This window comes from Methyloprofundus sp. (assembly GCF_965251085.1).
In the GTDB taxonomy this organism is placed as follows: domain Bacteria; phylum Pseudomonadota; class Gammaproteobacteria; order Methylococcales; family Methylomonadaceae; genus Methyloprofundus.
On record NZ_OZ252594.1, the window covers coordinates 857,335 to 878,378 of the forward strand.

18 protein-coding genes are annotated in these 21,044 nt (G+C 43.0%); 13 read left to right on the plus strand and 5 right to left on the minus strand.

Annotation, left to right across the window (positions count from 1 at the left end):
* The first annotated feature begins 399 nt into the window (after window positions 1–399).
* Together ACQY3F_RS04085 and ACQY3F_RS04090 are read left to right on the plus strand one after the other, a co-directional pair.
* Window positions 400–672 carry a CopG family ribbon-helix-helix protein gene (locus ACQY3F_RS04085; RefSeq protein WP_428353691.1) on the plus strand — a complete coding sequence of 91 codons (273 nt, stop codon included), beginning with the start codon at window positions 400–402 and terminating at the stop codon, window positions 670–672.
* Window positions 660–956 (plus strand): type II toxin-antitoxin system RelE/ParE family toxin, encoded by a 297-nt coding sequence (locus tag ACQY3F_RS04090; RefSeq protein WP_428353693.1) that lies wholly within the window; start codon window positions 660–662, stop codon window positions 954–956. The genes ACQY3F_RS04085 and ACQY3F_RS04090 overlap by 13 nt, the downstream gene beginning before the upstream one ends.
* Window positions 957–2,389: 1,433 nt before the next feature.
* Here the strand turns inward: ACQY3F_RS04090 and ACQY3F_RS04095 are convergent.
* Both ACQY3F_RS04095 and ACQY3F_RS04100 read right to left on the minus strand, forming a co-directional pair.
* A complete protein-coding gene (locus tag ACQY3F_RS04095) occupies window positions 2,390–5,071 on the minus strand; it encodes a hypothetical protein (protein WP_428353695.1) in 2,682 nt (893 codons plus the stop codon).
* Between the two features lie 152 nt (window positions 5,072–5,223).
* Window positions 5,224–7,455, minus strand: coding sequence for a hypothetical protein (locus tag ACQY3F_RS04100; protein ID WP_428353697.1), 2,232 nt, complete (start codon window positions 7,453–7,455; stop codon window positions 5,224–5,226).
* Window positions 7,456–7,727: 272 nt separating this feature from the next.
* Between ACQY3F_RS04100 and ACQY3F_RS04105 the strand changes: the two genes are divergently transcribed.
* From ACQY3F_RS04105 to ACQY3F_RS04140, 8 genes are all read left to right on the plus strand, one after another.
* Window positions 7,728–8,771, plus strand: a complete 1,044-nt coding sequence (locus ACQY3F_RS04105) for a helix-turn-helix transcriptional regulator (RefSeq protein WP_428353699.1) — start codon at window positions 7,728–7,730, stop codon at window positions 8,769–8,771.
* Between the two features lie 414 nt (window positions 8,772–9,185).
* Complete coding sequence (locus tag ACQY3F_RS04110) at window positions 9,186–9,962, plus strand: alpha/beta hydrolase (protein WP_428357603.1); 777 nt, start codon at window positions 9,186–9,188, stop codon at window positions 9,960–9,962.
* 395 nt (window positions 9,963–10,357) lie between these two features.
* A complete protein-coding gene (gene tnpA, locus ACQY3F_RS04115) occupies window positions 10,358–10,675 on the plus strand; it encodes an IS66 family insertion sequence element accessory protein TnpA (protein WP_428353701.1) in 318 nt (105 codons plus the stop codon).
* On the plus strand, window positions 10,672–11,037 hold the full coding sequence (tnpB, locus tag ACQY3F_RS04120; RefSeq protein ID WP_428353703.1) for an IS66 family insertion sequence element accessory protein TnpB: 366 nt from the start codon (window positions 10,672–10,674) through the stop codon (window positions 11,035–11,037). Before tnpA (ACQY3F_RS04115) ends, tnpB (ACQY3F_RS04120) begins: the two co-directional genes overlap by 4 nt.
* A 46-nt stretch (window positions 11,038–11,083) precedes the next feature.
* Entirely contained in the window at window positions 11,084–11,428 is a 345-nt protein-coding gene (locus ACQY3F_RS04125) for a hypothetical protein (RefSeq protein ID WP_428353705.1), read from the plus strand.
* Between the two features lie 82 nt (window positions 11,429–11,510).
* Entirely contained in the window at window positions 11,511–11,828 is a 318-nt protein-coding gene (gene tnpA, locus ACQY3F_RS04130; RefSeq protein WP_428352923.1) for an IS66 family insertion sequence element accessory protein TnpA, read from the plus strand.
* On the plus strand, window positions 11,825–12,190 hold the full coding sequence (tnpB, locus tag ACQY3F_RS04135) for an IS66 family insertion sequence element accessory protein TnpB (protein WP_428353150.1): 366 nt from the start codon (window positions 11,825–11,827) through the stop codon (window positions 12,188–12,190). Before tnpA (ACQY3F_RS04130) ends, tnpB (ACQY3F_RS04135) begins: the two co-directional genes overlap by 4 nt.
* Window positions 12,191–12,236: 46 nt before the next feature.
* Entirely contained in the window at window positions 12,237–13,097 is an 861-nt protein-coding gene (locus tag ACQY3F_RS04140) for a transposase (RefSeq protein ID WP_428353707.1), read from the plus strand.
* Window positions 13,098–13,305: 208 nt separating this feature from the next.
* On the opposite strand, the gene ACQY3F_RS04145 is transcribed toward ACQY3F_RS04140, so the two are convergent.
* Complete coding sequence (locus ACQY3F_RS04145) at window positions 13,306–14,667, minus strand: IS1380 family transposase (RefSeq protein WP_428352972.1); 1,362 nt, start codon at window positions 14,665–14,667, stop codon at window positions 13,306–13,308.
* Window positions 14,668–14,948: 281 nt separating this feature from the next.
* Between ACQY3F_RS04145 and ACQY3F_RS04150 the strand changes: the two genes are divergently transcribed.
* Window positions 14,949–16,136 carry an O-succinylhomoserine sulfhydrylase gene (locus ACQY3F_RS04150; RefSeq protein ID WP_428353709.1) on the plus strand — a complete coding sequence of 396 codons (1,188 nt, stop codon included), beginning with the start codon at window positions 14,949–14,951 and terminating at the stop codon, window positions 16,134–16,136.
* 530 nt (window positions 16,137–16,666) lie between these two features.
* Here the strand turns inward: ACQY3F_RS04150 and ACQY3F_RS04155 are convergent.
* A complete protein-coding gene (locus ACQY3F_RS04155; protein WP_428353711.1) occupies window positions 16,667–17,095 on the minus strand; it encodes an adenylyltransferase/cytidyltransferase family protein in 429 nt (142 codons plus the stop codon).
* Between the two features lie 270 nt (window positions 17,096–17,365).
* Here ACQY3F_RS04155 and ACQY3F_RS04160 point away from each other — a divergent pair, with 270 nt between their 5' ends.
* Window positions 17,366–18,022, plus strand: a complete 657-nt coding sequence (locus ACQY3F_RS04160; protein WP_428353713.1) for a CDP-alcohol phosphatidyltransferase family protein — start codon at window positions 17,366–17,368, stop codon at window positions 18,020–18,022.
* A gap of 472 nt (window positions 18,023–18,494) precedes the next feature.
* Here ACQY3F_RS04160 and ACQY3F_RS04165 read toward each other — a convergent pair whose 3' ends face one another.
* A complete protein-coding gene (locus tag ACQY3F_RS04165) occupies window positions 18,495–20,129 on the minus strand; it encodes an alpha-D-glucose phosphate-specific phosphoglucomutase (protein WP_428353715.1) in 1,635 nt (544 codons plus the stop codon).
* A 55-nt stretch (window positions 20,130–20,184) separates the two neighbouring features.
* On the opposite strand from ACQY3F_RS04165, the gene ACQY3F_RS04170 reads away from it, so the two are divergent.
* A complete protein-coding gene (locus tag ACQY3F_RS04170; RefSeq protein ID WP_428353717.1) occupies window positions 20,185–20,724 on the plus strand; it encodes a L,D-transpeptidase family protein in 540 nt (179 codons plus the stop codon).
* Window positions 20,725–21,044: the final 320 nt, after the last annotated feature.

Below are 21,044 nucleotides of genomic sequence, written 5' to 3' on the forward strand. Positions count from 1 at the left end.
AAGCAAAAGGCGACATGGGCCGCCTATTACCGTTGACGGTCATCGGCTCCTCAGCCTGTACCGTAATGGAATTATATCATTACCGTTGTAAAAATACCTTGGGGGTTTGGGGGCAAAGCCCCCATGTACTTGCACAGCAAGTTTTATATCACAATAATGCGACAGGTTGGTTGACATTTAGCGGAATAGAGATTAACGAACTCTGAATGCTGGTGAGTTTCACCGATAATTGTAATGGAATGGGCTTTATAGAATCGAGAATGGGAGTGATACTCCCTGCTACAGAGAGAACAGGGAACAATAATAAAATAAAAACCAAAGGAAAGGGTCATAGGATTCCATTGATTTTATATGCTATAGTATTAAAAGGTACTACCTAGTAATAATAAGGGTTTTTATATGGCTACATCCGTTAAACTTGATGATGATTTAAAACATCGTATTCAGCACCTTGCCGATTTGCGTCACCGTTCAGCACATTGGATTATGAAGGAAGCCATCCGGGATTACGTTATTCGTGAAGAGTCGCGAGAAAGCTTTAAACAAGACGCGCTGGCTTCATGGAAGGTTTATCAGGAAACAGGAGAACACCTGACTGGTGAAGAAGTACGAGGCTGGTTAAAGGACTGGGGGACAGAAAACAACAAAGAAATACCTCCATGCCACGAGTAATTATAACCAAAGGTGCAGCACTGGGATTAGAGAATTGTAGACAGTTTTTAACTGAGAAAAATCATCAGACAATGAAAAGAGCTGCACTTGCAATTGAACAACAATTCTTACTTTTGGAATCAGAACCTGAAATAGGCAGGCCCTTTGATGAACTTCCAGAACTTCGCGAATTAATCATACCTTTCGGTGACTCTGGCTACGTGGCACTTTATCGTTACGAGATACCATCTGATATCGTTTATATACTTGCCTTCCGCCATCAGAAAGAAGCAGGTTATCAATAGCCATATTCCCCCTCATTCCTGCCTTCTTCCTCGTGTGAAAACTTTGCAGTGCAATGTCGAGACGCTTATTATTTTTTAGGTAATCTTTTATTAATTCCTGGAATAGATCAATAGATTCAGAACGCCGATGAGTTTCACCGATAAAGTTCAAGGGGTCGGAGTTACCCCTTGAGACCTACAGGAGAACCATGAATTAACCAGCCTGCTTCACATCCAAAGCTTGGCAAGCAACTGGCTTATTTTCTCCGCCACAAACTACGCAGAAGCAGAACTTGGCTGGTTGAATGCCAAGTTATAAAAATCTTGATATACTTCGCGCGGTCACGGATGCGGTTGTATAGTGAGCTGATTTTTGTCGATAGCAAGGCGCTGAAACTGGCGGTCGGGGTAGAAATGTGGCGCGCACACAAGCTTAGGCTAATAGTTTATCCATGGTATCCTCTGTTTCCGGATTAGTAGCAAATAGCTATTAGCCATACATCACGTTTCCACAAGCCCCCCCCTACGATCCCGGACGGTCGGTTTTCCCGAGTCCGAGTCCGAGTCCGATTCTGACCTTGATTATACCTTCGGTCGCCTTTCTAAAGAACATGAAACTTAAGTGTTGACCCACATACGCCCCTCTATTTCTTAGTTTGCTTCCAAGGTTACCTCTACTATGTTCCTCGGCCTTACATTGTCCGAGTACTCAAAAGGCTATCAAGTGCCCAGAGCCCCTTTGCATGCTCAAGGTGTTACCTTTCACATCAAGGCATCAAGTACCTCGTCGACAGGAGTTACCCTACCTTCATCGCTCATACGAACTCATGCGACAATCCTAAATCCTCCTTATGCCTACGGAATTATCCTTGAACATAAGGTCTTTGCAGGTTGCTGTCAAACCCTGCTGGAACTAGGACCTTCCCGACGTTATCTCTACAAATCTTTCTCTGCGTGCAAGGACCCCTACCCCGACTGCTCTTATGGTGCATTTACCCGTTTCTTCCCATAAGACAACGGCCTTCCCGGTGCTATGAGCCGGTCGGCGCTTGGCAAAACCCACACTGCAACTTCTGTGTGGCGTAGTTTTCGAGGCTGCAGTCATTCTCTAATGTTCCAGCCCGTAGATTTGCTCGCCCCCCAAATTGCTCCTACCGCAGAATGCTTTAACTCCAGGCAGTCAGGGCTTTTACTTCCCCGCATATTTCAGTCTGTTACCTCGCTGAACAGGGGATATACTAACCGTCCGTTATCGGGCAACTGACGGTGAAGGGACTTTCACCCTTCAAGATTTGCAGCCTTGTCGGCCGCTCCCATAGCTGGCTACGTAACGGTTTCAGCAACGTAGTTATCGGCAAAACTCAGCCGTTAGAAATCTGCAGTCGTGACCGCGCGAAGTATAATTGTCTCATTTTACTTTCTTTCTGCTATTTCAAGTTGGCCAACCCCATGATTTACTCATAGAAGTTCACCTCAGCAAGAAAAACTGTTCTACTAAGAGTGTCAGGGGTAGTCTCACCCTGATAAAAATCCATTCGAATAGCGGTAGCATTCTTTATATTTACTGAAATAAAAGCAGTATACGTACCTACGTTGGGGTCTTGGCTGTCACGCTCAAAGTCGGTATACACTGCGACAGGATCAGTTGGGTAGGTAACCCCTCCATCGTTACTAACGAAAATTTCGACCCGATCAGGTCCTAAATTACCGCCCTTATCATTACCGCTCTTATCATAGTAAGTGACACTGATGAGGCCGATATCAGTCTCACTACCAAAATCGAACGCTACGCTCGTCTGGGGGATTCCCGTAACCGAAAATTTAAAAGCAACCCATTCATCACTCTCACGATCTCCATCAATAGCGGGTATCACGCCGTCTGTAAGTTGCTCTCCTGTTAGATCTGCCCAACCTGGAACAAAAGTGCTCCAAGGTTGCTCCCCAATATAATGGTACGTTGGCTGCCGGCCATTATTCACAGTAGGTCCTGGCACATGTTGCGTTAGCCAGATATCGAGATCATCCGCGCAGCGTGTGTAGGCGCCAGCAACATTGGTTGCAGATCGCCCCTTGGTACACGAGATCCTATCCGCGGCAATGACTGGCCAACGAAACTGTTGCGCGTTTGGGCTTTGGTACATTAGTGGCGACCAGCCAGGGTATGAAACGAAGTGCCAAGCATTTCTATTGATATTCGTCGTGAAGTCATAGAATCCATTGCGTGTTCCCAACGTCGGGATATTAGGGTTCTGTTCAAACCAAGATTCTACTCCTTGGCGCTTCAAATCCCAGTAATTTCTGAAGCTCGTTGGCTCGCAAACGGGCTGTATTGAAAGTGGGGTCTGGGGTATATCGAGATCAGCAAAGCAGGTTACGTCTTGATTAAATGTTTTAAAATCAGGAGCTGCCATCTTATTCGCGAAGAAGTCGTGATGAAATATGAGCTTGTCTTGCGGATTCTTTAAACCAACAACTTCGAGAAAGGTTGCGGGTGTCTGGCCGATCGAGAACCTTAGGATATCCGCGAACTCCACTGAGGATACGGGACGCCACTCATCCTGATATTCGTAGGTGACATCAAAGAAAAACTCTCCCCCGGGAGACGGATTACCAACAGTAATGCCACAGGGAGCATTAGAGCTAAGGGGGCTCGAACAGGACTCACCCGTACCCTGCTGATACGCCTCAGCAGTGAAGTCTTCGAGGGAGCGCACGAAAATAAGTGGGATAGGCGAATCATGTCGATAGTGGATATAAACATCCTCGTCTGAGTATCCTACCCCTCCCATGGTAAATTGCCGCACGAGATTCTGGTGCACCGTCGCCACACTAGATACCGTCTTTTGGCAAGCAAGCGCCACCATCGAATTCGGAGGTGTCAAGCAGAGATCATCGGCGATAAAGGGGTCTGTCACCGGGTCGCCACCCTGTTCACCCGTAGCCTTCCAGGCATTGAATTGGTAGGCCTCGACGAGTAGAATCAACCCACGAGCCTGATAATTATAGAATGCATTCATGAGCGATGAAACACTGGCATAGTAGTTCTGGTCGTCTTCGCCCCCTACCGGCAAGGGCAGAACATTTGGGTCGAGACAAGTCGCAATCACCCCGTCGATGGAGGAAAGCGAAGTCATTGAATTATTGATCTTAAATAACGCATTCATGATCCCGGTCGTCGTGGACGAGTTGTCGAGAACAGCGTTTGCCCAGTCTTCAACACAGAACGCGGAACCCGGGATGAGACAGTTTGTCAGCGGTGGAATCACTTTTGCCTCACTCGCCGTCGTTAGGAAGTCTTGGTAATCATCCGCCAGTCCATCGATCAAACTGCGAGCATTATTAGAAGCGTCAATAGAATCATTACAAGTCTGGGCACGGGTCGCTGCGGTGAAATTCGCAATTTGTTGGTTCATTTCTACCAGCGTTTGGTTAATCCCTTGCAGCTCGCCAGATATCTGGCCAAGTACTTGGTTGGTATTACCCACACCTGTGGTGAAGCCAAGCGCACTGAGAGCCCAACCCGCAGTTAAGCCGCCAGCCTTGGCACCTGCCATTTTCGCCGCTGTCAGCATCAGCTGGGTTGCAAGGTCACCCGCGGGCCCCACTGCTGCACCGACAGCCGATGGCAAGGTCGGCCGGTAGGCCCACCCAAGCTGCTGCACCAGCCGATTTGCCACTCTTGTATTGACGCAGCGGCTTTTTGTCTCCCTCTCCCCTAGAAGCGTTTCCATATCGATAAGCACATTGGGCAACGGGCAGACATGTCGGATGTCGTCGTCAGCCTTTGCTGTAGGGATCTTGTGATATTCTTTTATCACAAAAGAAAAATCACCTATATTTTTAAGCACTACATCAAACATCTCTCCATTGTATTCAACATCAATAAAAAGCTCCCCAGTATCGATTATGTAGACACCAGTTCCACGCTCTTTTGCTAAATCAACACTAAGTATAGAAAAATTAAAACCTCCATTATCCAGGAGAACAACTTGATAAGATTGACCTTGATATTCAAGGCTATTTATTGATAATTTTTTTTCATGAATATCGTAAAAACCATTAGCTGCAAATGCAACATTTACACTACTTGCAGCAATTACAATAGTTAATAATGCTGTTGCTATGATATTTTTCATTTACATATCCTCTATATTTGAAATGGTGTAACAGTAGATAAGACTATAGCGGTATCAAAAGTATAGTTTCTTTACAGTAAGATACCTACACTTGCCATTTACTAGTACTACTTATCCCTATACTCACTATATGCCCAAAACTTGCCCTAACCTTACTTTATAAAGGTAATCGTGTCAAGATCAAGCGCAATAATGTCCTGATCATCCATGCTGCCGTCGGAAAAAGCGCCAGCCCAGGTGATGGCTGAGAATATCTGGTGATTCCCAATGGGTTCGGTGCCAATAAAGGTATAAGCTAGTAAATTTATCAAATATACTTTTACCCCCAATGGAATCACGTCTGTCGATAATTTTAGAGGGTGGAAAGTTGCAGGATCATCCAGAAAACCTTCGGCCAGCGTCAGCGGATTCAAGGCTGTTACAAAGAACATGGTATTACCATCTGGCAGAATCCCGCCCAAATAAAAATCGTATAGCGGAACGTTATTCTTTATAGAAACGTTCACGGATAAAGTATCACTGCTTTGAAAATCGGCTGCATTCAAAGTTTGAGAAATTGTGGCAGTTGGAGCAATCGGCACCTGAACATTGAACCAAGCGTCAAAATCACTGCCGCATAGCGTGAAAGCTCCGCCAGGGTTCTTTGGGGAACGACTGCTAGTACATTTCAAATTCTCAACGGCGATGACCGGCCACCGATACTGCTCTCCATTAGCAGGGGGCCACCAGCCAGGAGCCAGTTCAAATTCATTACGACAAGGGTCACCCGAAAAGGGAACAACCCTTAGATCATAGAATTGGTTTCGGTTTTCCGGCAGCGATGGGTGAGTTCCTAAAATGTCAAATGTGAAAGGGGTTGATCCGCATTCCGCTACCATCGTTCCGGTTTTTGTGACCAATCGATTCACGGCAGCATCATTGCTGCAAAACGGCTGGGATGAAAAGCTCTTTAATATTCCCGTATCCATGAAACAAAACATTACATTGGGATTGACGGGTTCAAGTATTGAGCCGACTTGACCAATGTTAGCTTCGGCCGTGCTTGGGGTTAAGACGATTTTATCCGCCATGTTCTGAAAGCCAATGGAATTGAGATAATCTGCTGGCGTCTGCGAAGAATTCTGAGCATCGAGGGCTGTTGCAAGTTGCGCAGCGTTTGCTGGGGTCCATTCAGTATAACCCGAGAACATTACCTGTTTGCTGAAGCCCAAATCGGCTATACCTGCAGTTACTCCACAAGGATCCGCCGAGGTCAAAGGGGATGAGCAATCGTTCCCGGCCACCTCAGTAAATGCCTCAAGAGAGCGTACGAACAATGTTGCAGAAGCATTAGACACACCGACATCGGCGTCGTATTGGAGCAGGGTGTTGGTGTTGGTATAGGGCGCGCCACCCAGCTCGAACTGTTCCTGCAGATTACTGTAGACCGAATTGGTGTCGACAATCGCATTGTTGCAGTTGGTAATTACAGAACCTTTTGTTGCTAAAGTACAAATGTCCGTCGTAGCATCAGGGACGCTACCCGGTTGTCCGGCTGGTTGGCCGGCATTTAGCCAGGCTTTAAAATGATAGGCTTCGACTAGCAGAAGCAGTCCCCGAGTCTGGTAACTGTAATAAAAATTGATCAGGTTGGCGACCTGATCGTAATACTTTGTGTCGTCGAATTCACCGGCAGTCGGTGGTGGAAGTACGCTGGAATCAAGACAGGCAGCGATGACGCCTTGAGCGGAACCTACGGTAATTAACGCCTGATTGATCTGGTTGACTGCATTCAGTATCCCACTGGTTTCGGTGGCGTCATCTAATACCGCGTTTGCCCAATTTTCCAGGCAATCGCTAGGGTCCTTTTGTTCGGTGGTACATGCTGTAGGTGGCAGTGCAGGTGGATTGCCATCCGGTCCATTGCCCGACGAGGTTTCCACGAAACTCATATAATCACTGGCAAGGGAGTCAATCAAGGCACGGGCATCGTTCGTATTACTGCTGACCGCATCGCAGTTTAGCTGATCGATGGCATCTTGAATATTGACGAGTTCCGCATCGATATCTTTTAATGTATTTTCGATCTCAACGAGATCACTGTTAACTTCGCTTAGTTGCTTCACAATTTCGCTGCTATCATTCCCACTGGTTAAACCCAAAGCACCTAAAACCCAACCAGCAGCAGCACCACCAACCTCATTTGCCGCACTTTTCCCCACCGCCTCAAATAAGGTGGATGTAGTTGAGCTGTGTACGACTGGTGAAAAAAGCAAGGATAAAAGGATAAAAGCGAATAGGCTGCGATGTAACCATCGATAGCAATTAATATCCTCAGTCTGCGAATCACCGCTGACTAATATTGGAGAACAAGCAGATGATGCCTCTAAGATACTGAATTTCATGACGGACTCCACAATATATACTTACTGATTCATTTCAATAATACAAAAGTCAATAAAAACCACGCGATTAACTCAGTATCAATTGCAAAGGGGGTGCAGAATTTTGAGGGCACCTATGTCCGATGCCAACGTTGTATAGTTATTTGACGGAACTTTTTATATAAGTATACCTTAAACTTGATATAGTAGTTTGACCCTACGTCCCAACTTTATGAATTTAGTATATACTGCTCTAAACTATCATTTAGCTTCATTAATTAAAGGTGGTATCAATGCCAATTAAATCAGCTCACCTTGTTCCAGTAGCACTATTTGACTACCAATTATTTGAACCTGCAGATAGGCTTCCCGCTTTCCGTGATTTGACTTCAGACATGTATGATATTGACGCGATAGGCAATAGAGATGAGTTTAAAGTTAGAGCTGACGGATATAGGGTTGATAACTTAATTTTTAATACCGTCAGTTTTTCACCTTCAACATTTCATCGCAATACCTCACATTTACAAGGTGATAAACAAAATTTTTTAGTATTAGAATTCATGCTCGAAGGACGACAATTAGTCACGATGAATAGTGGTCAAATTCATATGACTAAAGGTACTATTTATCTGAGAGATTGGGAGCAAGAATTTAAATCGGATACTGATTATATGCGGTTACACTCTGTCATTATTCCTCGTGATCGACTCAAAGTTAGCCAGTATTTGAATGAACAACATCCCATTTTATCTTTGTCTACTAATGAAGCCTCAGGTGAATTGATTTCAAAAATTTGGTTGCACTTATTGTCGCAATTTTCTTCAACATCCGTTTCTGATGCTAAAATACTTACTAGTGATTTTCTTAGCATGTTAGATGATTTACTTGGGTATAACTCTACCAATAAGCCAAACACATCATTTGATTCTATGTGCCACTATATTCTGTCTAGATTACACAATGAGATCTCGGCGTCTGAAATATGTAATCACTTTCATATTTCTCGTAGCTCTGTTTATAGGGCGTTTGAATCAGAGGGCGGTATAAAGCGATACATAACAAAGGAGCGGTTAAGGAACTGCTATTTAGAATTACGCATTGCTGATCCTTCACGAACAAAAGTCAGTGATATATTTCAAAGTTGGGGGTTTTATGAGGCTAGTACTTTTACCCGAGCTTTCAAGCGAATATATAAAACGACACCGTCTGCAATATTACAAACTCAGGGTAACTATGATAATGCATCAAAATCAAAAAGTGAAATAGCAAACAAAAAGTTATACAGTAAATATCACAATTGGTTTAAAGAAATAACTGGAAATAACGCTAGCTAATTTAGTCCCTTGAGTAAAAATCATGGGGTCAGCTAGCAATACCGCTACCAGTGGCACATTAAGTGTTTGAATTATATGAATTAAGGTTAAATAACTATCGCTTTCTTAAAGCATGGTCACTTTAAAAAACAATGATTTGAGTAGCCTTATATTAATTTAATACAGCTATTTTTAATAATGGATTGGGGTAAGCTATTGTTTATTACGTTGTTATCATTTTCAATATCAACCGGAAAATTCATAACCAATTGATTTTGCATCAGTTAAAATGACTGGTAGCGACATTAGGGTCAGCCAGCTTGATCTGGAATCATGGGATCAGCAATTCAATCATTAGGGAATCATGGGGGCGAATTGATCTACTCAATCATTAGCAGATTAGCTACTACAGCCATTTAAATTAGGAGAATTATCATTGATACTTCTGTTGTTCTTATTCACGGCACCAACGCAGGACCTTGGACCATGTCGAAATTTTCCAGGTATTTTGAACAAAGGGGATTTCGTTGCTATAGTCCGGCTTACCGCCATCACGACAAACAGCCTTCGGAGCAAACTTCGGCGCTACTTGCTGAAACGAGTATTGCAGATTATGTCGATGACATTGTAGAATTCGTAGAAACTTTAGACACAGCGCCGATCCTGGTCGGGCATTCCCTGGGGGGCGTAATCGCACAAAAGGTGGCTACCATGGGACTTGCCCGCGCAATAGTGCTGCTGAATAGCAGTGTTAATTGGGGTATTCTTCCGACCACCGACCAGGAACGCGCTCTTGGCAAGATGTTTATGAGGGCTGGCTCATTTTGGCAAGGCACTTTGCTGCCCGATTTTGATACCATGGCTAAATTTGGCCTTAATAAACTGGATGCAAACGAGCAGCGCCGGGTCTTCGATCGTTTGCTACCGGAATCAGGACGAGTCATGTTTGAACTATTCTTCTGGATTTTCGATGAGAACCAGACCACAAAGATTGATTACGACAGTGTTACTTGCCCTGTTTTAATGGTATCTGGCGCTGACGACTTGGCCATCCCTCCCTCTACTGCTCGCCTGATTGCCGATCAATATGGTGCGCGGGCAACCTTCCATGAAGCCGAAGGTTTCGGTCATTATCTGACGCTAGAGCCGGAATGGAAGAAGATCGCGGAACTCTGCTCAAACTGGATGAATGAGCAGAAGACTACGGTTTGAACATATAGAAAAAGCTTATGAAAAACTCTTTTTGATAACTTCACACTTAAACTGAATGGCAGCTTTGGGTCGCTATGTATAGCTTTACATAGCCAATCCTATGTATAGTTCATAACTATGTATAGTGAGCAGGTGGACGCTGTCTGAGAAGCACATTTTTATTGGGTTTCAAGCAAATTGGACTTTCATAAGCTTGACATAGTTTTACCTGTGATTAGAAGTGGTAGTCCATCCATTTCAGGAAATTATCACGAATCACGACTACTACAAGCTAAGGAAATTAGCAAGGAAACTAAGCAAGGAAATTAGGTAAGCGCTCAATAGTCAGCGTACTTCACGGCAACTCAGATTAATGCCAAACTATCCCCATTGTTAAATACCACGGGGAATTTTAAATGGCAGCGTTAGAAAAAATACAGGAAAAGACTTTCTGGCCTATTCACATAGAGCACTGGCAGGCATCAGGCCAATCACAGGCAGCTTATTGTCGGCAACATGATTTATGCCCGCAAAAGTTCGGCTACTGGAAACGTAAATCGACTGTAAAGCCTACTACTTCCCCTACAGGATTTACGCGCATTCGGGTTGACGAGGGTATCTCACCGGATCTAGCTATTGGATTATCCTTACGATTTAATGATGGCACACGTCTGGAAGGTATTACGCAGGATACTATGCCGTGTATTCAACCACTGCTTGAGCTGTTGCGATGACGGTTGTTATGCGTCCCTCTCTGTCTTTGACAGAAGTGTATCTGTATCGGCAGCCCATTGATTTTCGTAAGTCACATCGGGGCTTATCGGCGATTGTTGAATGTGAGTTAGGGCATAATCCTTTTGAGGGGGCTCTCTATGCCTTTACGAATAAACAGCGGAATAAGATTAAATGTCTGTTCTGGGAAGATAATGGTTTTGTCCTTTATTACAAGTCATTGGTAGAAGACAAATTTAAGTGGCCTAAAGGTGATGAAGAGACATTAACCTTAACAGGACAGCCGTTAAACTGGTTGCTGGATGGCTTTGATATTAGCGCGATGAAGGGTCATAAAAAACTTCAATATGAGTCTGTTTTTTAGCTGTTTTTGTGTTCATTATTGCCACTATAAAGGCTATAATAAAGCCATGATTTTAGCCGATATTTCAAATATAAAACAACAAGATAAAGCCGGTTCTTTGCTGTCGGAGAGTGTTGCTTTGTTGCTTGGAAAAGAAGAGGCTATTGATGAACTGACGCGTGTGATTGAAGTTAAGTCTGGGGTGATTTCCGAACAGAAAAAACGCATCCTTATTCTGGAAGAGGTACTACGCTTATCTAAAATAAAACGCTTTGGGTCATCGAGTGAACAATCTCATCAATCCTCTTTGTTTGATGAAGCAGAGAATGAAGCAGATAGCAGCGAGGAATTAGACCAGGAAGCTGATGAAGCACCTGAGGGCGATAAGCAGACAAGTTCTACTGGCACGTAAGCGCTCAATAGTCAGCGTACTTCACGGCAACTCAGATTAATGCCAAACTATCCCCATTGTTAAATACCACGGGGAATTTTAAATGGCAGCGTTAGAAAAAATACAGGCAAAGACTTTCTGGCCTATTCACATAGAGCACTGGCAGGCATCAGGCCAATCACAGGTAGCTTATTGTCGACAGCATGATTTATGTCCGCAAAAGTTAGGCTACTGGAAACGTAAATCGACTGTAAAGCCGACTACTTCCCCTACAGGGTTTACACGTATTCGGGTTGACGGGGATCGTTCATCTGCGCCAGTCCCAGGATTATCTTTGCAATTTAATGATGGTATTCGGTTGGAAGGTATTACGCAGGATACTATGCCGTGTATTCAACCACTGCTTGAGCTGTTGCGATGACGGTTGTTATGCGTCCCTCTCTGTCTTTGACAGAAGTGTATCTGTATCGGCAGCCCATTGATTTTCGTAAGTCACATCGGGGCTTATCGGCGATTGTTGAATGTGAGTTAGGGCATAATCCTTTTGAGGGGGCTCTCTATGCCTTTACGAATAAACGGCGGAATAAGATTAAATGCCTGTTTTGGGAAGATAATGGTTTTGTCCTTTATTACAAGTCATTGGTAGAAGAAACATTTAAGTGGCCTAAGGGTGAGGAAGAGACATTAACCTTAACAGGCCAGCCGTTAAACTGGCTGCTGGATGGCTTTGATATTAGCGCGATGAAAGGTCATAAAAAACTTCAATATGAGTCTGTTTTTTAGCTGTTTTTGTGTTCATTATTGCCACTATAAAGGCTATAATAAAGCCATGATTTTAGCCGATATTTCAAATATAAAACAACAAGATAAAGCCGGTTCTTTGCTGTCGGAGAGTGTTGCTTTGTTGCTTGAAAAAAAACAGGCTATTGATGAACTGACGCGTGTGATTGAAGTTAAGTCTGGGGTGATTTCCGAACAGAAAAAACGCATCCTTATTCTGGAAGAGGTACTACGCTTATCTAAAATAAAACGCTTTGGATCATCCAGTGAACAATCTCATCAATCCTCTTTGTTTGATGAAGCAGAGAATGAAGCGGATAGCGATGAGGAGCTAGACCTGGAGGCTGATGAAGCACCTGAGGACGAAAAACAAACAAGTTCTACTGGCACCAAGAAAAAGCCGGGACGCAAACCCTTCTCAGATAAGTTACCTCGCGAGCAAATTTTTATTTATTTAACCGATGAAGAAAAAGAAGGTGCTATTGATACTTTCTTTACTAAAGTGAAAGAAGAGCTGGATATTATTCCTGCTAAAGTACGTGTTCTTGAATACATGCAGGAAAAAGCGGTCTTTATCAAACAGATTGAAGGCGAAAAACAACGCCAGGTTAAAGCCGCACAAATGCCCAGACACCCTATTGCCAGAGCAATGGGAAGCATCAGTTTAATGTGCTTTGTTATTATCGCCAAGTATGCTGACGGCTTACCTTTATATCGGCAAGAAGGCATCTTGTCTCGTTATGGGGGTGACATCTCCAGAGCGACATTAGCAAACTGGATGATCGCACTGGCTAAACAACTTCAGCCCCTGATTAACCTGATGCGAGAGCATCAACACACAGGGGCAGTCATACTCGCTGATGAAACGCGGGTTCAGGTATTACCTAAATCCTGCAAGCCCATATTTTGACTCTCATTAACCTGTCTAGCTAAGTGGTTATTAGGTTTTTACTGCCGCTTTGCCAGCCCTCTTTGTCCAACCGATCAAAATATCCAGATTTAAATCATAAATAGAGGAAATTTTTTGTATCGTATGGATATCCCCCGAGCCCAAGGCAATAAACACCCTGCCAACGTGCCATGACCTTTTAATCAAAGTGACTTAACTTCGGTTAATGTTAAGCGAGTAACCCCACCTTAACCCAATCATCCCATTCCTGTGGATAGAGCGGATCTGCAGGTGTTCTGACTCTCAGCTGATTATTGCCTGTGAGTAATTTTCCAGCCACCCGAATCAGATAAGTACGAAGTGTATCCGGCTCCCATTGGCACAACGTTTTGTTGCCACTCAATTGAGCCATCCAGCGCACGGTATTGTAGGCAAGAACGGCGCAATGAAATAATGCGGCATTAGCCAGAAATTGATTCGTTCTGATTTTACCTAAACCCATTTGTGATTTTGCTTCTTCAATCCATGTTTCGCACGTCGCTCGTTCACCATACTTCTTATGTGTTTGCCAAGGCGATAGAGGTTCAGTTGTTACATAACAAAAATAGTCATATTCTGCCGTATCCCAAAGCTCGGACTGAGGTCCTGTCACTTGTTTAGGTTGCTTTATCCTGACCGCGACAAACTGACGAGAGCGAGACCAGCCACCACAACGATATTGAAACTCGCTCTGCTCCCAACCGGGTCGGCCTTGTATGGCTGTCCAGGCCTGTTTGGCCAGCAATGCGTTCAAATTCTTAAGTTTAACCTTTATTAGATACCCATGCCCTCTGGTATCGAGAAATTCAAGCAAATCACCGACAAAATAACCACTGTCACCGCGAAAAATAATGCGCATCCGATTGGGCAAGTGTGCAAGTAACTGTTTGGTAAATTCTACAACACCATTGCTTGTAAAGGCATTGCCTGTCCGGAACCAGGCTTGTAAAATTTCTTTTGTTTCCGCTAGAAAAGCGAGTTGTGGATGGTATGAACGGGCACCTTTCTTTTTGGGGTTGAAGCCTTTGGCACTTCCTTCTTGTCGACCACAAACGGTGTCCACAGTTGAATCGACATCGACCCACTGGACGGATTGTATGCCAGTTTTCGATTTTCCGGAACGAAGCAATCGCCGCCAGTGTTGACCACGCAAAGTATGCGTGAGCGTTTCAAACTGGCTTATCTGCCTATCACTTACTTCTTTAAAGATCCGTAAAATTGTGGTTTCAACAGGAATCTTTATCCAGCCAGCTACTTTGCGCAGTACGCTATCTGCCCATACGGTCGTCACCTTTGCCATTGATGTTGCTCCCCCCATCATGCCAACCAACGTCAATAGAACCACATCAGATAAGTGATGGTCTGCATTTTCACCCCGCCGATGTGGAACGCTTTGTTTTACGGTTTTTTCAAAACCTATCCTGTCTAAATATTTCACGACGGGAATCAGTCCCGCCTGGCTTGTCAATCCATGTGCTGTAGATGTCATTTTTACCGTTCGGGTACGGTTTCTTACGTGAGATGAGGATTTTGATACTTTAGAGGGCTTCATTAAAACAATGAGATAGTGAAATCAGGAAAATGATATTATATCATTGTTTAATAAGGAGTTTTGTGGATTATTATGTATAATGCTTGCAGGATTTAGGTAGTATTTTTTTAAGCTATCTCTAGATATACCTGTAGGACGTGGCTTTAGCCCGCTTGTATCAAAGCTTCAGATATTTGCGGGCTAAAGCCACGCCCTACAGCAGAGGTTTATTTCAGCTTATGGAAAAGGCTGGATAATGATTTATAAATTGCACAGCATTCACGGATTTAAAGAACAAACAAATGACAGATATAGATTGGAACGACTATTCAATAGAAACACAGGCGATTAGAGCAGGGCACCAGCGCACTCACGAAGGTGAGCATAGTATGCCTATCTATATGACTTCAAGCTATGTATTTGACAGTGCGGAAGAAGCCGCTTTGCGCTTTACCGGCAAGCAACCAGGCAATATTTACTCACGTTTTACCAACCCTACGGTCGATACCTTCCAAAAACGCCTGGCATTAATGGAACAGGGTGATCGATGTCTCGCCTTTGCTTCAGGCATGGCTGCCATTATGGCAATAGGTATGAGTTTGCTAAAAGCAGGCGATCATGTGGTATGTTCACGTAGTGTGTTCGGTAATACGGTGCTTACTTTTGAGAATTATTTTGCCAAATTTGGTGTGACAACTACTTTTGTCGAACTCTCTAATCTAGACGCATGGGCAACTGCTATACAGCCTAATACACAGTTTATATTTGTCGAAACGCCGTCTAATCCGTTAATGGAGTTAGTCGATATTCGTGCTTTGGCAGATATTGCTCATCAACAAGATTGTTTGCTAGTCGTCGATAATGTTTTTTGCACACCAATTATGCAAAAGCCTTTAACGCTTGGGGCTGATATTGTAGTGCATTCAGCGACTAAATATTTAGACGGGCAGGGGCGGTGTGTAGGTGGCGCAGTGATTGCTAATGAGGAGATTATCGAACAATCGATTTATCCTTATTTACGTACGGGTGGTGCGACTATGAGCGCTTTCAACGCCTGGGTATTTCTATCGGGGCTTGAAACCTTAGCCGTCAGAATGAAAGCACACTGTGATAGTGCATTTGAATTGGCGAAATGGCTAGAAGGGCAGCCGGCTGTGGAAAAAGTACATTATCCAGGCTTAGAGTCACATGCACAGCATGAATTAGCTAAACAGCAACAAGATCATTTTGGAGCGGTGGTTAGTTTTGAGTTAAAAGGTGGCAAAGAGCAAGCATGGAAATTGATTAATGCGACGCAAATGCTATCAATTACTGCAAACTTAGGCGATGTGAAATCCACTATTACTCATCCAGCTAGTACTACGCATGGGCGCCTGGCTTCAGAAGTACGATTACAGGCGGGGATAAAAGAAAGTTTAGTGCGAGTATCTGTTGGATTGGAAAGTATAGATGATATCAAGCGAGATTTATTGCCTGGGCTGACATTATAGGGCGAGTTTTTATCAGGTACTAACCTTGATTACCTGGTAAATTTCGGGATTATTAAGACAAGGAAACCTTATCAATGTTTCCCTGGGTAGTCAGGCTAAGGAATGTTTGAGTGTACTCGCCCAGATCCGGTCATGCAGGCATTGAGTTATCTCAACTTTCAATCGAGTCTGACCCTTTTGGTTCCCCTTTTGGTTCTAAATCATAACTTTTGAGAGCTTGACTTGGCTAACTTTGAGCTGTATTTCATCGCGAGATTAAGGTGTTGAAAAACTAAGTTTTTTTAAAATTCCACACTTAACGGTGACAGAGCCATAAGTTAAGACGTAGGTCGGGTTAGATTTTTTTACGAAGTAAAAAAACGTAACCCAACAACACGCTGGTTTACATGGAAATGTTGGGTTACGTTATCTGCGCTTCGCTTGATAACCTAACCCAACCTATGGTTATAAGGTATTGTTTACTAAGGAATTATCCCTTAAGCAAGCAGCATTGGAGTCTGACCCTTTTGGTTAAAGAAAATTATTCTGCCTTAAACTCTTTTACCTGTTTGGTGCAAAGACAAAACATCTTTTTTAATTTTAGTCGATGAGTTTCTTGGGTTATATTGAACTTGAACAACCTCTTTACCTTGGGATTTTAGAAAGTCCTCGACATCTTGATTATGAGGCTTTCTTCCCCAGTCCTCGCCAATTACAAAAATATCAGCCTTAACTTCCTTACAAACCGTAATATAATCCAACTCGTGATACGGCAATACAATGTCTACACAGCGTAGTGCTTGTAGCATTTCTATACGTTGCTCAAGTGGAATGACTGGGATATTAGGCTTATATAATTTCACGACTTCATCAGAAGCAACACCAACAGCAACAGTATCCCCCAAAGTAGCGCAGTATTCTAATAAAGCTAGATGACCTACATGCAATAAATCAAATGTACCAACAGTATAAACAACCATGATTAATTAAACCCTTTAATCCCTTTAAATGTCTTGCTATCATAGCATATTAAACATACAGAATGATTTACTCCATAATCCTAGAGAAATCAGTTGAGCGCGAATTTATAGTGCAAGATATTGGTTTCACAGTGCTTTCAAAAAATCTTAGCTTCACCCATAGGTTAAGCGGGAATTTTTTGGAAGTGCAGTGGAATCAAGAGCTTGTGCTATAAACCGTGAGCAACTGATTTTTCTAGGATAATAGATTGAGCAATTAAAGGAAGCATCATGACAACAGAACAATCGTTACCTAATAAAGAGCAACCAGGCACAATACTTTCTTATGTCAATGATGTTCCTAACCTCTGTTCACTGGCTGGTTTGGCTTGTACCCTACTAGCAATTTACTATAGTATTTTAGGTGTTTATGCAATTACTATGATTGGTATGATTTGGGCTGTTGCATTTGATTGGGCCGATGGGATTATTGCACGAAGTATGGAAGGCAGGACTAAACAGCAAGGCGTTTTTGGTGGTCAACTTGATGTATTAATTGATATTGTAAGCTATGGAGTAACCCCTGCTATTCTATTATTGAGCTACGGAAAATTTGAGCCTCTTTTTTTAGTGGGTGCTTTTTTAATGATAGCGGGTGCGGCCATACGTTTAAGTTATTTTAGTACCTTTGGTCTTGCCGGTGGAAAACACTATACAGGTCTTGCACTTGATAATAACAGTATCATTCTTGTTTTTATTGTTCTATTTTCAGTGTTTTTTAATGAAGAGACTTTTTCTTTCATTCTTTATGCAAGTTGCCTAACACTAACATTTTTAAATGTTTCTCAAATTAAAACGCCTAAATTATCGGGAAACCCTCGAAATGTTTACATTCTTGCTGGTTATACGCTTGGGATGACTGCTATCTATGGCTGGAAATTACTGTAGAAAATCAGTGCGATGACACTTTGTAATATGCGTAGTCGTTAATTTGTATACAGGCGCTCCTATAAAGCTTAAATAACCAAAAGAACCAAAAGGTTCAGCCTCGATTGAAATTACTTGTTTCAATGCCTGCTCCTGGCTGAAATCATTTCAATCACATCTAATAACGAACTCAAACTGATCCTCTACGCTGACTTTCCACAAAACATAAAAAAGCCCCAAACTGGGGCAATTCAACAATTGCGAACTCTAACCGAACCTTTAACCAAATTTACCCATCATAAAACCAATCCCAGGTTGCAGCGTGTCTCCCCATAAGACTTCAGTCTTAACGTCAAAAAGTGGGGCAAAGGACTTTGCAGCAGCAATCAAACTATCTAGCCAGCTTGTATAGGAGTGTTTTTCAACTGGAAAACTGGCCTTTAGCTGCGATTAAAGATTGATTGTCGGGGCTAAAGGCGCTCTTCACTTAAGGTTAAGTAATAACCGTTGGCTCGATCCGCCCAGTGCGTTTTTTAACTTCACTAAACTGCTCAGCCAGTAAGATTAATTCAGCCAATGCATCTTGCGGGTCCTGGTCGTGTTTGCTAGCATCAGCTTCGTATTTTTCAAGATAAATACGCAGTGTTGCACCAACGGTACCCGTCCCTGATAGGCGGAAAATAACTCGCGATCCGTCCTCAAAGCCTATTCGTATTCCCTGCTGTTTACTAATGCTATTATCAACGGGATCTGTATAGCTGAATTCATCAGCGTATTGCACTGTATAAGAGCCAAATGTTTGCCCGGTCAGTGATTTTATTTGTTCGCGCAAATGATCCATAATTCCGTTGGCGATTTCAGTTTCTACTGCTTCATAATCATGACGGCAGTAGATATCTCGGCCAAACTTTTTCCAGTGTTCGCTGACTATCTGGCTTACCGGTTGCGCTTTTTTAGCAAGAATATTCAGCCAGAATAACACCGCCCATAAACCATCTTTTTCACGTACATGATTGGAGCCTGTGCCGAAGCTCTCCTCGCCACAAAGCGTGATTTTATCGGCATCTAATAAATTACCGAAAAATTTCCAGCCCGTAGGAGTTTCAAAGCAGGGTAGGTTCATGGCTTTGGCAACCCGGTCTACAGCCTGACTTGTCGGCATGGAGCGAGCAACACCGCTAATTCCAGCCGCATAACCTGGGGCAAGCTGGACATTGGCAGCTATGATGGCTAAGCTGTCGCTAGGCGTAACAAAAATATTGTTACCTAAAATCATATTTCTATCGCCGTCACCATCTGAAGCTGCAGCAAAGTCTGGAGCATTAGGGCTAAACATCAGTTCAGCCAGTTCTTTGGCGTGCGCTAGGTTGGGATCAGGGTGATGTCCGCCAAAATCTTCTAAAGGCGTAGCATTGATAACCGACCCGGCTGGTGCGCCCAGTGTGCCTTCTAATATACGTGTGGCATAGGGGCCAGTGATGGCATGCATGGCATCAAAGCGTAGCGTTAATTTGCCAGAGCTGATGACTTGCTTAAGTAAATCAAAATCAAACAAGGAAGCCATAAGCTCGGCATAGTCATCGACAGGATCAAAAATGCGGATTTTGAGCTGCTCTATTGTTTGTTCGCCAACGGTATCAAGGTTTACATCAGGAATATCAGCAATTTTATATTCAGTAATCGTTTTACTATATTCAAAGAATGCTTCTGTATAGTTTTCGGGGGCTGGTCCGCCACTACTGATATTGTATTTGATACCAAAGTCTTCTTCAGGCCCGCCTGGATTATGGCTGGCAGAAAGAATTAAACCACCTAGTGCGTGGTATTTTCTGATCAGATGCGAAGCGGCAGGTGTAGATAAGAGTCCGCCTTGTCCTATGATGAAATCTGTAAAGCCGTTCGCTGCTGCAATTTTAATGATAATTTGCGTCGCTTCGCGATTAAAATATCGTCCATCGCCACCGATAACCAGTGTTTTATTATTACTTTCTTCCAGGGAAGCAAAAATAGCTTGAACAAAGTTTGCCAGATAATGTTTTTGCTGGAATACTTTAACCTTTTTTCTTAAACCTGAAGTGCCTGGTTTTTGATCAGAATAAGCTTGGGTTTTAACGGTTTCTATTTGCATAATTAATAAACCTGTACGATGGATTTAGCCTGAGATTTTAACATTATAGTTATTTATGAGATATATCATTTTAGTATTCCTGCTTTTTTTTGCTAGTTTAAGTAGGGCAGATGAAGCTTTCTGGTTGTTGGTCGATACTCAGAAAAAAGTAATCCAAGTAAGGTGGGGTGAGCGTGTTCTGGATCGTTTTGAGGGAATCTCTATCGGCCGCAATGGAGCCCAGTATAAGCAAAAATCGGGAGATAATATTACGCCTTTAGGCAATTATAAAATTGCTTATATTAATGATAAGAGTCAATTTAGAGTGTTTTTGGGGCTGGATTACCCTTCCGTGTATGATGCTGAAATAGCGATTTTGGATAAACGTATATCAGCTGTTGAATTTGCACAAATTAAGCAGGCACACAAAAATAATATTATGCCCCCACAAGATACAGCCTTAGGTGGGTACCTTGGTATTCATGGTATAGGCCAGGGTAATAAAAAAATTCATGGTGTTTTTGACTGGACTCAGGGCTGTGTTGCATTATCGAACCAACAAATAGATAAGCTGTCAAAATGGGTTTATAAGGGGATGCGGGTGCAAATTAAATAATTTGGTAATCTTTTTAAAACGCGATAAAATCCGTTAATACATATTAAAGTATGGTATTTTTTTTGGCCTTAGCTTTAATCGTATTTTTTAGTTATACTTCGCGCGGTCATGGATGCGGTTGTATAGTGAGCTGATTTTTGTCGAAAGCAAAGCTTGCTCCGTACTTGATGCGGGGACGTTGAAACTGGCACATAGCTGGCTACGTAACGGTTTCAGCAACGTAGCTATAGTCAAAAATTCAGTCGCTAGGAATTCGCAGTCGTGAGCGCGCGAAGTATATGTACAGTAACAGTTAGGTTTTGGTTTCTCTTATTAAGGAA